Consider the following 14,267-nt stretch of genomic DNA (forward strand, 5'->3'; position numbering starts at 1 on the left):
AGACATGGTCAGATTCCTTTCCGACTGAATCGTTTTCAGTTAGGTGTTGGGGGGAATCTGACCTTTTCATTTATGAGGGATTAGCGAAACAGCGGTTTTTGCCGTGCAAAAACTCTTCACGGCGTTGTCGTCAGCCCCAGCCAAAGTGCTGCTCGGCGAAGTTTCTGTTGGTTGATCGAAGGATTAGCGGCATGCCGACAAATCACTTCCAGACCACCAAGCAGACCGATGTAAAGGAGCATCTGAACGTAAAGCACCGCCGCCGCGTAGGCTCCGCGTCCCACCGGGCCAAGCAACCTTGCCAACAAGATTCCCTGCCCCAATTGCAATGCAACAATGGCAAAAGCAAACCCAACCGTCCAAACAAATTTCAGCCGATTCGATTCCGGCTTAGCATCTGACCGGATCTCCGGCGGATCAGATTTGGCCTCGTGTTCAACGAGATCCGTGGAAGCGGTCGTAGCGGCGGGATCAGGCATCCACGCGAGTATAATCACCGCCAACCGTGATGGGATAGGCTCGCTCTAACAAGCTTGCAATGCGAGCGAAACTATGCAGTATCTGCTTGAGTTCACCGACGCGGATCTGGATCGGCTTCGGCTTGAGCCAATCGAGATCGTTTTGACCAAAAGTGCTTTTGGCCGGACCCGTTTTTCAAAACGCGGCATAGGTAACCTGAGACGAGCCATGCTTCGGACGCGGGCAGCTTCCGAAAGATATTTTGGAAAAATCCGGTTCACTTTTCGTGATTCGGCTGTTTGTTCCGGTAGGTCTACAGTCAGGGAGGTGACGGCTGGTTCGTCACGATCATCTTTCGGTCAGAGAAAAGTTCTTTTGTCTGCACGCCAATCAGGTGCCGGCCTGGTAGCTCAAAGGGTAGAGAATCACGTCGCGAAAAAAAGTCTGCGAAATTCTGGCTTGCCCTTCGTCATTCGAGAGCCGGACCGGGTAGGTCTATTTCCAGGATTGCTACGTGCCGGCGAGATCATGAACGTCATCGCGCCGCCCAAGGCCGGCAAATCCTGGTTGGCCAGCGATATGGCTTTGGCCGTTGCGACCGGCCGGCCTTGGCTCGATCGGATCAACGCCCACCCCGAAAGGCAAAGGAGCCACGATGAATTTGAAATCATCACTTGAACCGATCACTAACCGCCAACGCCAGCGACGGATCACCAAGTGGTCCGACTACCGGCGATTAGTCGCCAGCATCTGCGACGGCAAAGAACCGGACTCCGACGAGATCGCCACCGTGCTGGCCGACAACGAACAGACGCGCAGGCGGGCCGTCGCCATGACGCCGAACTACTGGCCCGCCGTCGAAGCCTGCGTGACGACTACGACGCGCTTCCGTCCGCTCGAAAGCGAAGCGACCAAGCTCGCCAAGCAGATCGACGTTGCCGAGCAAACCCTCGAAGCGTTGACGGCAAAGCACGAAGCGGAAATGTCGCCGCTCTACATCCGGCGAACGGAGATCAACACGATCCGCAAGCGAGCGTCCCAGGCCCGCATGTAACTACGCTGGCACCTGCGAGGACCGTGAACTCGTCGCCGAATACGATTCGGTCGTCGAAGAACTCAACGCGGCCGACCACACGCGAGCGTCCCTCGCCGAGGAAATGGAAAAACGAGAAAGCTGGGCTCGCCAAGACCGCGAGAAAGGGAAGGCGACACCGTTCACAAACGAAGCGAACCGCTACAAAGAGCAAGCCGAAACTCACGAAGCCACGCGAGCTGACCTGCGAGCCAAATATGAGCCAGCAGAAAACGCGGCCAACGTGTTGCAAGAATGTCTGTCGGGCATCGAAGACCGCCTGCTCGAACCGTAGACGCCCGTCTGCTGCCCGACTCTGATCTTTGAGAATTTGGTTGTAGCCATGTTTGTGCCGTAGGGGCTGGCAACACCTACCGGTCGCAAATTGCGGTATTCTATGGCTGGACTAGACCCACAGTTGCCCCTGTTGGTAAATGATGTCATGCAAACTAAAATAAAGAAAAAAGATTTCCCCAGTGGCCGTGAAAATCAAGCCGAATCCAGATCAGCTCAATCAACTCCTTCGCTGCGCAAAGATTGACGGCGAGAAGCTCGCTGATTTGGTTATCCATTTAGGTGGCCTCTCTGAGCCACCGCTGGTTGCCGATCGCCTTCTCGATGAGCTGAAAAAGCAGCTCACAGAAGACGAAGCCGAACTCTTGCTTTCGCAGGTGCTTTCGCTGAGCATGCTCGTTCGTGTAAGCGAATCCAAATCTGTTGATGTAATGAAGGCGTTGCGAGTCGCGATAGATAGCCCTGATCAGCAGTCAGAGTGGGACTCAATTGCGGTTTCCATGCAGGGCCTGATTGACTCCACGCCGATACGTCTTTTGACGAAGGCGATGGAGCTAAGCTATGATTATGCGAACCTACTTCGGAAAGCTCGCATCATTACAGACTTACGTCCATTGTTTGACGACGAAGGAGAGAAGGTTGAAGGAGGCGTCGTAACGCACACACTTCGGGTTGCATACTCGAGTGACGATGGCGGTCACGAAGTGAGTTTGGCGCTCGACTTGCAGGATGTGAAAAAGCTTCGGGAGCAGTGCGACCGGGCGATTGTTAAAGCGAATAGCATTCGAGACGAATTTATTCAGTCTACAAAGAAACCATGCCTCATTTCTGGAGAATCGGAGGAGCGAAATGAATAGCTTGACTCTCGATGCACGAGAACTGTTCCAGCAGACTCGACAGAATGAAGATGAAATTCGCGATACTCACGATCAGAAATCGTGGTATCTGAGAACTGCCCCACGCGGCAACCGTCTCCAGGCGGCTGTGAATTGGCCGCAGCGTGTCATCGGTGTTCTGAGCAATCGAGAGGGGGATCCCCAAATCAATCAAACCAAAGAAGTGGCCAAGGCAGGTGGTCGAGCAAGAAGCTGGCTGTCGGCGTTTCGTTTCGGAAGTACCGACGCCGTCGATGTAACGGTCTTTTCCAAGTTGCCAAATCCCGACATTGCGGCATTCGACCACTTTGTTGTTTCAGTCGTTCAAGAAGCGTCCAAGAGTGGCATCGAAGAGTGGAACAAGATATTTGCGTACACGGACTTCGACGCACTACCTGTGTACATTTCGATCCTGACTTTGGCGGCCACGGAAGACAAAAGCAATCAGCTTCCAGCACGCAGAGTGTTCGTTGAACGCTGCCGTAAAATGTTGCGTTCAATGGGCATGGCGGACGAACTGTTTGATCTAGTGCAAAAAGATACGAAGGCGGCACCGAGACGCGAGCAGTTTCTAAAAACCGCTCACATGGTTGCTTGTCTAGAAGAGCAGACCGCGACGAATGACTACATCAAGGCGGCCATTGCGTTTGAGAAGCTGGGTGACATTCGATCCGCGCTTGCTTGTGTTTACCGAAACACGCGTTATCGCTTGAGAGACGGCCAGGCAAAGGAACTCGATGAAGATGTACGCACATTTGATATCGCTGAAGCAGGCATTGATACGATGCTTGCGGTACTGACTGCCACAGCACCTATCAAGTCGAACTTGCCTAGCCGCAAAGCGTTCTATCGAGGTGTACGCCGAGTGCTGAAGAAGCGAGGTCAGTTGGAATACGGACTGCTTGACGGACTGAAGTGATTAAGCATGGATCGGATTCATCGACAAGCGGACAAACAGGTTGATGAGCTTCGGCACGTTGCTGTTGTGATTGGAGAGCCCGGACATGACCAGCGGCATGCCGGCATTGCGTTTCGTGTGGATGAGACGGGTGAATTTCAGTTCTTGCATTTGGCTTGGCATCACGATTTGCGTAAGCAAAATCACATTTCAAGCAAGTACTCCTGGGTCGATCCACAAGTACCGAAAGCAAGACTCCGGCAGCTCGCCGCGATCTGCGAGGATATCGCCCACGCGAATCTCGTTGAGCAGATTCCGTATTCATTCGGAACTCCTGTTGATGCTTTCGACGAGAGCACGAAGAAGTTCCTTCTCGGTCCGACAACAACCGGCTTAACATGTGCCAGTTTTGTGCTGGCGGTTTTTGAAAGAGCTCAATTGCGGTTGGCCAGATACATTGGCTGGGCCTCACCCGATTCGGATGATATCCGTTGGCAGCAGAGCGTTCTTGAAGCTTTGCGGAGGACGCCGGGCGTCTCGCCAGAACACATTAACGCTGTCGAGCGCGAGGTTGGAAACTCCGTTCGGTATCGTCCCGAGCAAGTTGCCGGTGCGGCGGCGATCCGAAAACGGCGCCCGGTTAAATATCAGTACGCCAAGAGTCTTGGAAATGATGTTGTCCGCCTTTTGCGTGGCGAACAACCCGTTTGCGAACTTCGATTGTCGCGATGGGACCGGCTACTTGATCGCCTCGGGCTTGCATAAGTGGGATAGGCTTCGATCGTCGAAGAACTCAGCGCGGCCGACCACACGCGAGCGTCCCTTGCCGAGGAAATGGACAAACGCGAAAGCTGGGCTAGGCAAGACCGCGAGAAAGGCAAGGCTACGCCCTTTAAGAACGAAGCGAACCGCTACAAAGAGCAAGCCGAAACTCACGAAGCCACGCGAGCCGACCTGCGAGCCAAGTACGAGCCCGCCGAAAACACCGTGAGCGTGTTGCAAAAACGCTTGTCGGAAATCGAAGACCGCTTGCTCGAACCGTAGAGGCCAGCCCGCTGGCCAACTCTGATCTTTGAAAATTTGGTTGTAGCCATGTTTGCGCCGTCGGGGCTGGCGATCCCGGCGGCTAGCGAATCAAACGTCTCCGCCAACACCTTTGAACTTCTCCACGAACGCTGAGATCTTCTGGAAGACGCTTTGCTTCTTCGTGAGGTACTGAGGATTGAGCGGACTCATTTTCGGCAAGACGGCATTCAGTTCGGTGCCATTCTCGCTGGCATACTCTCGCCGGAGCGACGTGCTGATGTACCGCTTGGCTGCTTCCGTATTCAACTCCTCGTCGGCAATCAGTTCGCCGGCTTCCCGTTGTTGCTCGGCCCTCGCAAAACCGAAAAAGGCCTCGATCACACTGGCTTTGTCGGGGAGCCCGTCCAGATCCGCTTGGTTGATGAAATCCACGACCAAGCTCTCTTTGGCACGATTGCCGACGCTGGCGCGAATGAGTCGGCGCACTTCCTCGACCAAGCTTGCTTTGTTTTTGGTCTTTTTGTTGTGCTCGAAAATCAGTTCCAGAATGTAGTCCAGATTGATCTCTTGAGACTTCAGCAGATCCACCTCGAAAACCACATCAGTCCAATCGAGGGTGGATTCCTCAGTTGCATTGCTGGCCTTTTCACGTCGCAGCCAATCTCGAATGTCGTTGTACGTCGATCGGTAATCTTGCACCTTGCGATCAGGCGGCACGTCGATGCCCTGCAACTGCTCCAGCTCTTCGTCGCCCAGATAATGCTCTTCCTTGAAAGCTTCGACTTGCTCAGGATCGTCCAGATCGATGGTTTGCAGTGCTTTCAGGCTCGCGAACTCATCAAAGTTCTGCAGGATGTTTTCAACCCGTAAATACTCGCCAAACAGCTTCACGAAATCCTTCTTGTCCTTCTCGCGAACAATCTCGTCCGGGTTTGGGAAACGCTCTTCCAACTCCGCAACCACTTCCTTGAATCCACGCCGAGCTTGGCCTGTGACGATGTCGGTAAAGCCCTCCATGTATTCCTTGTAGCTCTTTTCAAGCACCACGTTCTTCGTGTTGCTGTCACCGAAAAGAGTGATCGCATCAACGGTCGCCTTTTCTAGATCACGAAATGTGACGATGTTGCCAAACGTCTTGGTTGCATCGTAGATCCGGTTCGTTCGTGAAAACGCCTGAATCAGTCCGTGATAACGGAGGTTCTTGTCCACGAATAACGTGTTGAGGCTTGGGGCATCGAAACCGGTTAGAAACATGCCGACAACAACAAGCAGGTCGACCCTATCCCCTGGCGGAAGGTCGGCTCCGCTACTACTTGTGCCCCTCACTCGCATGGCCAAGTCGCGGTAGTAGTTCTGAAATCCGTTGCTATCAACGCTGAAACTGGTTTTGAAGTAGGCGTTGTAGTCGTCGATCGCCGCGTTCAAAAACTCCTTCGCGCTGCTATTCATTGCAGACACATCAAAGCTCTCGTCCTGGATGTCGCCCACGGCATCCTGCTCTTCGTTTGCGGCAAACGAAAAGATCGTGGCGATTTTTAATGGCCTCTCGCTTTCGGCCTGCAACTTGTTCAGCGTTTCATAGAACAGCTTCGCGGCGTCCACACTGCTGACTGCGAACATCGCATTGAATCCGGACCCGCTCGCACGCAACCGGTGAGTCTTCTGTCGGTAGTGGGTCAGAATGTACTGAGCGATCTCGCTGATTCGGTCCGGGTGCAATAGAGCCTGACGGTTCTCGGCAGCGGTTAGCTTTGTCTCGTCCTGTTCGGTTTCGATCGCCTTGAACTGCGGACGGACATCGTTGTAGTCCACCTTGAACTTCAGCACCTTTTCGTCGCGAATCGCATCGGTGATCACATAAGAGTGCAGCTCACGGCCAAATACGCTAGCGGTTGTCTCCGCTCCCAAGGCGTTCTGCGGAAAGATAGGGGTTCCAGTAAAGCCAAACTGATAGTATCGCTTGAACTTCCTTTGGAGGTTCTTCTGCGCCTCACCGAATTGGCTGCGGTGGCACTCGTCAAAAATAAAGACGACTTGCTTCTGGTAGATCGGTAGGTCCGATTCGCCCTTCATCAAATTGTTGAGCTTCTGAATCGTGGTCACGACGATCTTGTTATCGTCAATGTCCAGGTTGCGTTTCAGTCCCGCAGTGCTGTCGGATCCGTTGACGCTATCAGGCGAAAAGCGCTGGTACTCTTTCATCGTCTGGTAATCCAGATCTTTCCGGTCCACCACGAAAAACACTTTGTCGATGAAGTCCAGTTCGGTTGCTCGTCGGGCTGCTTTGAAACTGGTCAACGTCTTGCCGGATCCCGTGGTGTGCCAGACGTAGCCTCCGCTTTCCGGTTTGCTCCATGTCTTCGCCGAATACGAACTGTTGATCTTCCACATGATCCGTTCGGTCGCGGCTATTTGATATGGCCGCATCACCAGCAGCGTGTTGCTGACATCAAACACCGAGTACTTCAGCAGCACCTCTAGCAGCGTGTTCTTCTGAAAGAACGTCGCTGTGAAATCCTTCAGATCCTTCAGCAGGCTGTTATCCGCCTTCGCCCAATTCATCGTGAAGTCAAAACTGTTCTTGTCACGTCGCGTTGTGTTGGCGAAGTAGCGAGTGTCGGTGCCGTTGGAGATGACGAACAACTGCAGGAACCTGAACAGTGAGTTCTCGCTGTTGAAACTTTCCTTGCTGTAGCGATGCACCTGGTTGAACGCCTCGCGAATCGCAACGCCGCGCTTTTTCAATTCTACCTGCACCAGCGGAAGGCCGTTGACCAATATCGTGACGTCGTACCGATTGGCATGGCTGCCGGTCTGCTCAAATTGCTGAATGACTTGCAGCTTATTTCGCGTCAGATTCTTCTTGTCCAGCAGATAGATGTTCTGAATGCGTCCATCGTCGAACACAAAATCGTGGATGTAGTCATCGTGAATCTTGCGAGTCTTATCGATGATGCCTTCGCTGGGTTTGTCCAGGAACGTCTCTACAAACCGCAGCCATTCGCCGTCGGAGAACTCCACGTCGTTCAGCGTTTGAAGCTGCACCCGCACATTGGCAAGCAATGCTTCTTGAGAGTTCAGATCCTTGCGAAACTCATAGCCCTGGTTTTCCAGATCTTGAATAAGCTCGCGTTCGAGATCTCCCTCGCTCTGGTAGCTTTCGGCAACCATCCATTCCCGGTTGTAATTCTCCAGGATGATAAAGTTATTCGATTCGGCGATCGTTTTGTATTCGGTCATGGTGTTGTTGTTTCCTGCCAGAATCCGTACTCGCTGACGATGTGCTTGACCAAGTTCTCGAGAACCTTCTTTTCTTCTGGCTTCAAAGGTGGCACTTCTTCGGCGGCATGCTTTGAATGGCTGGAGAAGTTGACAATTCGTTTGGCGTAGGGATTTGGGTTCCCATCATTGGTTTCGGGCAGAAGTAGTTCCCATCGCTTGTACCCTAGGAATGTCGCGGTCTTTTCAAGAATGTTTCTAAGCAGATTGAAATGATATTTTTCAATCTGCCCCATTTTGATGACGTCTTCAAGATGCGAAAGAAGATGCAGATGGTACGAAAATGGCGAATCGTTTGGCTGCGGGATGAGTTCGTGTTTTCCGTCTTCCAACTTCTCCAATCGTGATTTGCTGAACCACTTTGATCGCCAGGTTGGAGAGTGTGAATTGTCATCGCTGCCAAGCTCGTTCACCAGCACATTGAAGAAAAGTGGGTTGTGAGTGGAGATGATGAATCTTACGTCCGACGTGTTTGTCTTAATCAAGGTCGCAAGATCGACAGCAAGTTCGATCAGGTGATTGTCATCCAGAGAGCTGACCGGGTCGTCGATGAAAACGTACTCCAGCTGATCGAAGTCATTGGTTTCTCGGTCTGCTGGTTCGGGAACGTTCAGGATCGTGATGACTTGATCCAGCAGAGTGTAGAAGACACTCCAAACAAAATTACTTTCTTCACCCTTTGAGATCTTAAGAATACCGGATTGAGCTTCGTCGCCGGTTTCAAGAGTGAATGTCACCTCAGAAAATGCCTTGACCGTAATCTCTTTGTTGTCACTATCCTTCGTTTTGTAATCGGCATTGAACCGTGGTGTCAGCTTGTCATCCACGTATCGCTGGAAATTGGTGATGACATTTTGATCCTGGCCCTGCTCAACGAGAATCCAGTCAGTGAACGAGTTCGGCTGGATTTTGAGTTTTGGCTCCGCATCGAGATCCAAATCGTTGTCCCAGTAAAACAGGTCTTCCGTAAACGCGTTGTAATAGAGAATCTTGTCTCTCGAGAGTCCGGTGTCTGCACTATCTGCGTTTGCATCGCCGGATTCCTCGGAAGCGTCGCCTGTTACTGCACTCGCAGGTTCGTCGTCATCATTTACTGGCGCAACAAGCTGCTTGAACTCCCGCGACAAACGAGTTTTTCCAGTTCCATTGAACGCGTAGATCAACTGCACCTTCTTTGGGCGATCTCTTCTGGAAGGATCATCCTTCGATTCATCTACTATCTGCTGGGCAATCTCAGCGAGGGTGTTACTCATTCTACGCTTCCGCCTCTTCGGGCTTTGGGAAGCTCAGCAGGAGATCGCGATAGTACGCGTATTGCTTTTGCCGGAGATCGATCTCGCGGCGTAGGCCTTTAGAAATTGATCTCGTAAAAGTGTCAAACTTGTCCAGGATCGATACGACTCGGGTTTGCTCGGCGATAGAGGCAATAGGAATTTTCACTTCCAGAATTTGTGATTTACGTAGATTTGTTTGATCCACGCCGTTGTCATGCTTGAGCAGTTGTGGCGTTCGGTTCAAAAAGTAGTGCAAAAACTTAGGAAGTAATTCCTCATAGTCTTTCGGTCTAATTCCGCAAATGCGCTGGTTAAGCGTGTACTTGTCATCTGCATCAACGAAAAAAGTTCTTGAAAGAGCTTTGCCATTCGGTAGGTCACTCATCACGAGCAGGATGTCGTCTTTGTAAAGCGGACAGAGCTGTTTGTTTGAGCATTTTGCAACCTGCCCGTCTGTGGAAATAAACTTTGAATTCACGACGACGAACTTTCCGTCTTCATGAATGTCTTTTTCATGCCCCTTACCGTTAGTGAAATGGGCTACGTCATCCAGCGGTTTCCATTCGACTTCGCCATCTTCAAAACTCAACAACTGATCGCGATAGTAGTTGTATTGTTTTTCGCGGGCGGTCAGCTCGGCGGTCAGCTCGGCGGTCAGCTCGGCGGTCAGCTCCGTAAAAGTGTCCAGAATGCGGACGATTTCCCCCTGGATCTCAAGCGATCTTTCCGGGTCCGAGGGACAGGGTATTGGGATAGAGTATTTTAAGATTGCCGCTTTGTTTCCTCGCGGCATCTTTGCGCCTTTGGCATGCTGCATGTTGTACGAGAAGAACTCGTCTGATGACAACAGATAGTAGAGATACTTAGCTTCAACAATACGTTTGAATTGTTCAAGTATTCGGACCGCAAGAACGTCTCCACTGCATCCGCCGGCAGTAGTCGCCATCCAAACCTTTTTTAGGTACGGACGAATGTTGCCGAGAAGAATGTCTTCCGGTTCATAAGCCGTCAATCGATTGGTGTTTGGCAGATAGTTCGCGTCAACACGCCCGCCCTTATCTGCCACAAGATTGTCCACTCCCACAAACGAAGCAGCATCCAGTTCAGTCGCGTCCACTCGCGTGGGAGAGTATTCCGCCACTTCTCTAAGCGGTTTCCACTCTACTCCTGCGCCATCAAGCAGCTTGTCCATAAATCCCAGGTCGCTCACGCCTCGACCTCCTCGCCTTCGATCTCCGCCACGATCGAGTCAATCTCAGTTCGCAACTGATCGATCCTGGCGACTGTGGTTTTCAGTTCACCGTTGAGTTCGGCAATGTCCACCTCCTCACGAGTGTCTTCGGGTTCGACATAGCTACTGACGGACAGGTTGTAACTATTGCCGGATATTTCCTCCATCGGCACCGATTGGGCGAAGTGGTCGATGTTCTCCTTGCTGTCGAAGGCCTCCATGATGGCTTCGATGTGCTGCTCGTTAAGGACGTTGTTGTTGGTTTCTTTCTTGAAGTAGTTTTCGCCGCTGGCGTCGATGAACTGAACGTTCGTGTCGGCCTTGTGCTTGGACAGCACCAGGATATTCACGGCGATGGTGGTGCCATAAAACAGATTCGGAGCAAGGGAGATCACCGTTTCCACGTAGTTGTTGTCGACCAGATACTTTCTGATTTTCTGCTCGGCTCCACCTCGATAGAAGATCCCCGGAAAGCAAACAATCGCCGCGCGACCTTTGCTGGACAAATAGCTGAGCGCGTGCAGCACGAAGGCAAAGTCAGCTTTGGATTTGGGAGCCAGCACTCCCGCCGGAGCAAAACGATCGTCGTTGATCAGCGTCGGGTCGTCGCTGCCAATCCATTTCACCGAGTAAGGCGGATTGGAGACGATAGCATCAAACGGTTTCTCATCCCCAAAGTGCGGTTCGGTCAGGGTGCTTCCCAGTTGGATGTTGAACTTGTCGTAGTTGATGTTGTGCAAGAACATGTTCATCCGAGCCAGGTTGTAGGTCGTGTGATTGATCTCCTGGCCGAAGAAGCCCTCTTCGATGATATGGGCGTCGAAATGTTTCTTGGATTGCAGCAACAGCGAACCGGAACCGCACGCCGGGTCGTAAATCTTGTTGACGCTGCTCTGCTTGTGCATCGCCAGCATGGCAATCAGCTTGGACACGTGCTGCGGAGTGAAGAATTCGCCGCCCGATTTCCCCGCGTTCGCCGCGTAGTTGGAGATCAAAAACTCGTAGGCGTCACCGAACAAATCGATCTGACTGCCTTCAAAGTCGCTAAAGTCCAGCTCGGCCACCCGTTTAAGAACTTTCGCTAAGCGTTGGTTCTTGGCGGATACCGTGTTGCCTAATCGATTGCTGGTCGTATCGAAATCAGCAAACAAGCCTTTGATGTCGACTTCTGACGGATAGCCATTCGCGGACGATTCGATGGCAGCAAAGGTCGCGGCCAGATCGGTATTCAGGCTTTCGTTGGTATTGGCATCCTTGGTGACGCCCGCAAACAACTGGCTGGGATAGATGAAGTAACCCTTGGTCTTGATGGCGTCGTCTTTGATCTCGGGCGTGATTACGGAATCGTCGAGCGCGGCATAGTCAATGCTCTCGTCATCGGCTTCGATGTACAGGGCAAAGTTCTCGCTGATAAAGCGGTAGAACAAAGTGCCCAGGACATATTGCTTGAAGTCCCATCCATCCACGCTGCCGCGTACGTCATTCGCGATATCCCAGATTTTGCGTTGCAGGGCGGCACGTTGTTGCGATCCGGTCATTCGATCGTTGTTCCTTGTTGATTACTTGGCCCGCCACTGGTGACGTGGCCTACGCTTTTGGCTTTACTGGCTTGGCTGTCTTTTTCAAAAAGTCGTCGAGGTCCCTCCGTTTGAACAGCCGGTAACCATTCGCTGGATTGCGGTGCATCGGAATGTCACCACGCTCCGCCCACTTGCGAAGTGTGTTTTGCGCCACGCCCAGAATCTCGGCCGCTTCGGCTGTCTTCACGTATTCGGTGAGCTTGTTCATCGGTAGCCTGCGCTTTCGCACCTAAGGAATTGCACACTTTTGCAAGTCTATCAAAGTCTGCACGGCCGCGATATCCTGGGGGGAACTCGAAGTAGCCCAGGAGAACGACGTGACAACCGCAACCGTGAATACGATTCAGATTTATCTGCCAACCGGTGAACCACGCGGCATTCGTATCGCCGAAATCACAACACGGATCGTGCAAGCGGTTTTGATCCCTCGTAGCGATCTAGCCCAAGGCAAGCTTCGCAAGGAATTGGATCTGCCGGGCATTTATTTCTTGTTCGGCGAGGGTGAAGACGAAGCAAAATCGATTGTTTACATCGGCCAGACGGAAGACGCTCGGAAGCGTTTCGATAGCCACAACAAAACGAAGACGTTTTGGAAGACGGCAATCTTCTGCGTCTCCAAAACTCAAAACTTCACGCAAGCCCACATTCGATACTTGGAATGGTATTGCATGCAGCGAGCGAAAGAGATCGCCCGCTACACGCTCGACAACGGTCAGGTGCCTGACAATTCGACCTACGTTCCCGAGCCAATGGAAGCCGAACTGCTGGACGTCTTTGAGACGATTAGCACGTTGGTTTCGACGCTTGGCTATCCGGTCTTTGAACCGCTTGCCAGTCGTGGTCCGTCATCGGTTACCTTTTTCTGTCGAGGTGGTGGCAGCGACGGAAAGGGAGAACTCGTCGAAGATGGTTTTGTAATCTTGGCTGGCAGCAAAGCGAGGAAGGAAGTCGTAGCATCCGCGACGGCATCGGTGACGCCGAAACGCGAAGCTCTATTGGCGGCCGGCGTTCTGGAAGAACGTAACGGAGACTACTACTTCACGCAGGACTACTTGTACGGATCGCCGAGCACCGCTGCCGCAGTTGTCCTTGGACGAACCGCAAACGGTTGGGTTGAATGGAAAGACAAGAATGGGGCAACGCTCAGCGAAGTGCATCGCGACGACGAGGCCGAGACGGGAGACGAGGAATGAATCCAGCCAATGCGACCGAAGCCAGGTTCATCAAGCTTGGCGGCAAGGGCGAATGGGAGGCGGGCTGCATCGAGAAGTCGCCTGGGACCATTCGTCTCGGTTTCAACAACCCGCACCACGAGGCATGCCTAGCTGGCGAATGGGAAACGCTAACCAAGTTCATGCGAACCGAGAGAAAGAAGACCAAGGGCAAGGCGACCGAGATCACTAACCAAGTCCGAGACTTCTACACGCTCGACAAATCCACGATATGGATCACTTTCTATCGTCGCCAACTCTACTGGTGCTTTGCATCGCCAAAGGTTGTCAAGCTCAAAGACGGTTCGCGAATTCGGAAAACCATCGGCGGCTGGAAAAATACCTCGGTAGGAGGCAATAGGCTTTTCGTCGAAACGTTGAATGGGTCGCTCACGAAAACGCAGGGCTTTCGAGGAACCATCTGCTCCGTCGGCGCAATTGAATACTTGAAGCTTCGACTATGCGACGAGGTACTTCCTAAAATTCAGTTGGCGCAAGAAAGGCTTCGCGAACTCGAAGTTTCGCTCGTCGCTTTGATTCGCGGTTTGAATTGGAAAGACTTTGAACTGCTATGCGATCTCATTTTTGCCAATGCTGGGTGGCAACGCATCGCATCGCTTGGTGGAACTGAAAAGTCGATAGACCTCGACTTGATGTCGCCGGTTACCGGACGACGTCTGTTCGTTCAAGTGAAATCACAGGCGAACAAGGAGACGTTCCAAACCTACCTGCAAGACTTCGGCGGTCACGACCAATACGACGAAATGTACTTCATCGTTCATTCGCCAAAAGGCGACGTTTCTTCTTGGACGAAGGATGCCGATTCCAAAGTGAAGATTTATGTTGCAGAAGACATCGCGAGACTAACGGTTTCGGCGGGCCTTACGGAATGGCTCCTCAAAAAGTGCTCTTAGTGTTTTTGTTTGGTATCGAGCATTTGGCTGGTCCGCTAAAAGTTTGGGGTTGCGGCAGCTAGGCGATTGCGCAGGTTTTGTTCCGTCTGGGAGAGTCCCAAATCCTCTTCGCGAGCAACATGGATGCCCGGCGTTAGCGAGTCTGCCACCCACG

At 52.3% G+C, this 14,267-nt stretch carries 15 protein-coding genes; 8 read left to right on the top strand and 7 right to left on the bottom strand.

Going from position 1 to position 14,267, the window contains the following annotated elements:
* Nucleotides 1–116 precede the first annotated feature (116 nt).
* Nucleotides 117–497 (bottom strand): hypothetical protein, encoded by a 381-nt coding sequence (locus RC85_RS28615; RefSeq protein WP_238383198.1) that lies wholly within the window; start codon nt 495–497, stop codon nt 117–119.
* Between the two features lie 421 nt (nt 498–918).
* Between RC85_RS28615 and RC85_RS28310 the strand changes: the two genes are divergently transcribed.
* From RC85_RS28310 to RC85_RS21360, 5 genes are all read left to right on the top strand, one after another.
* Nucleotides 919–1,137 carry an AAA family ATPase gene (locus tag RC85_RS28310; protein ID WP_200836773.1) on the top strand — a complete coding sequence of 73 codons (219 nt, stop codon included), beginning with the start codon at nt 919–921 and terminating at the stop codon, nt 1,135–1,137.
* Nucleotides 1,115–1,513 carry a hypothetical protein gene (locus RC85_RS21345; RefSeq protein ID WP_068266667.1) on the top strand — a complete coding sequence of 133 codons (399 nt, stop codon included), beginning with the start codon at nt 1,115–1,117 and terminating at the stop codon, nt 1,511–1,513. Before RC85_RS28310 ends, RC85_RS21345 begins: the two co-directional genes overlap by 23 nt.
* Before the next feature lie 103 nt (nt 1,514–1,616).
* On the top strand, nt 1,617–1,826 hold the full coding sequence (locus RC85_RS21350; protein ID WP_068266670.1) for a hypothetical protein: 210 nt from the start codon (nt 1,617–1,619) through the stop codon (nt 1,824–1,826).
* A 181-nt stretch (nt 1,827–2,007) separates the two neighbouring features.
* The gene (locus tag RC85_RS21355) at nt 2,008–2,682 is read left to right on the top strand and encodes a hypothetical protein (protein ID WP_068266673.1); all 675 of its coding nucleotides are present in this window, start codon (nt 2,008–2,010) and stop codon (nt 2,680–2,682) included.
* A complete protein-coding gene (locus RC85_RS21360) occupies nt 2,675–3,619 on the top strand; it encodes a hypothetical protein (protein WP_068266676.1) in 945 nt (314 codons plus the stop codon). Before RC85_RS21355 ends, RC85_RS21360 begins: the two co-directional genes overlap by 8 nt.
* Here RC85_RS21360 and RC85_RS27045 read toward each other — a convergent pair whose 3' ends face one another.
* Nucleotides 3,620–3,781 carry a hypothetical protein gene (locus tag RC85_RS27045; protein ID WP_162273233.1) on the bottom strand — a complete coding sequence of 54 codons (162 nt, stop codon included), beginning with the start codon at nt 3,779–3,781 and terminating at the stop codon, nt 3,620–3,622.
* 651 nt (nt 3,782–4,432) lie between these two features.
* On the opposite strand from RC85_RS27045, the gene RC85_RS21370 reads away from it, so the two are divergent.
* Nucleotides 4,433–4,642, top strand: a complete 210-nt coding sequence (locus RC85_RS21370; protein WP_068266682.1) for a hypothetical protein — start codon at nt 4,433–4,435, stop codon at nt 4,640–4,642.
* 90 nt (nt 4,643–4,732) lie between these two features.
* Here the strand turns inward: RC85_RS21370 and RC85_RS21375 are convergent, their stop codons facing one another.
* The 5 genes from RC85_RS21375 to RC85_RS21395 are packed head-to-tail and all read right to left on the bottom strand — an operon-like array spanning nt 4,733 to nt 12,196.
* On the bottom strand, nt 4,733–7,864 hold the full coding sequence (locus RC85_RS21375) for a type I restriction endonuclease subunit R (protein ID WP_068266685.1): 3,132 nt from the start codon (nt 7,862–7,864) through the stop codon (nt 4,733–4,735).
* Nucleotides 7,861–9,156 carry an AAA family ATPase gene (locus RC85_RS21380; RefSeq protein WP_068266688.1) on the bottom strand — a complete coding sequence of 432 codons (1,296 nt, stop codon included), beginning with the start codon at nt 9,154–9,156 and terminating at the stop codon, nt 7,861–7,863. Before RC85_RS21380 ends, RC85_RS21375 begins: the two co-directional genes overlap by 4 nt.
* A gap of 1 nt (nt 9,157) precedes the next feature.
* Nucleotides 9,158–10,387: a restriction endonuclease subunit S gene (locus RC85_RS21385; RefSeq protein WP_068266691.1), complete on the bottom strand. Its 1,230-nt coding sequence runs from the start codon at nt 10,385–10,387 to the stop codon at nt 9,158–9,160.
* The gene (locus RC85_RS21390; RefSeq protein ID WP_068266694.1) at nt 10,384–11,946 is read right to left on the bottom strand and encodes a type I restriction-modification system subunit M; all 1,563 of its coding nucleotides are present in this window, start codon (nt 11,944–11,946) and stop codon (nt 10,384–10,386) included. The genes RC85_RS21385 and RC85_RS21390 overlap by 4 nt, the downstream gene beginning before the upstream one ends.
* Nucleotides 11,947–11,995: 49 nt before the next feature.
* Nucleotides 11,996–12,196 (bottom strand): helix-turn-helix domain-containing protein, encoded by a 201-nt coding sequence (locus RC85_RS21395; RefSeq protein WP_068266697.1) that lies wholly within the window; start codon nt 12,194–12,196, stop codon nt 11,996–11,998.
* Between the two features lie 109 nt (nt 12,197–12,305).
* Between RC85_RS21395 and RC85_RS21400 the strand changes: the two genes are divergently transcribed.
* Nucleotides 12,306–13,181 carry a GIY-YIG nuclease family protein gene (locus RC85_RS21400; protein WP_068266700.1) on the top strand — a complete coding sequence of 292 codons (876 nt, stop codon included), beginning with the start codon at nt 12,306–12,308 and terminating at the stop codon, nt 13,179–13,181.
* Nucleotides 13,178–14,113, top strand: coding sequence for a restriction endonuclease (locus RC85_RS21405; RefSeq protein ID WP_068266703.1), 936 nt, complete (start codon nt 13,178–13,180; stop codon nt 14,111–14,113). Before RC85_RS21400 ends, RC85_RS21405 begins: the two co-directional genes overlap by 4 nt.
* Nucleotides 14,114–14,267: the final 154 nt, after the last annotated feature.

This window comes from Rubripirellula obstinata (assembly GCF_001642955.1).
Lineage (GTDB): Bacteria > Planctomycetota > Planctomycetia > Pirellulales > Pirellulaceae > Rubripirellula > Rubripirellula obstinata.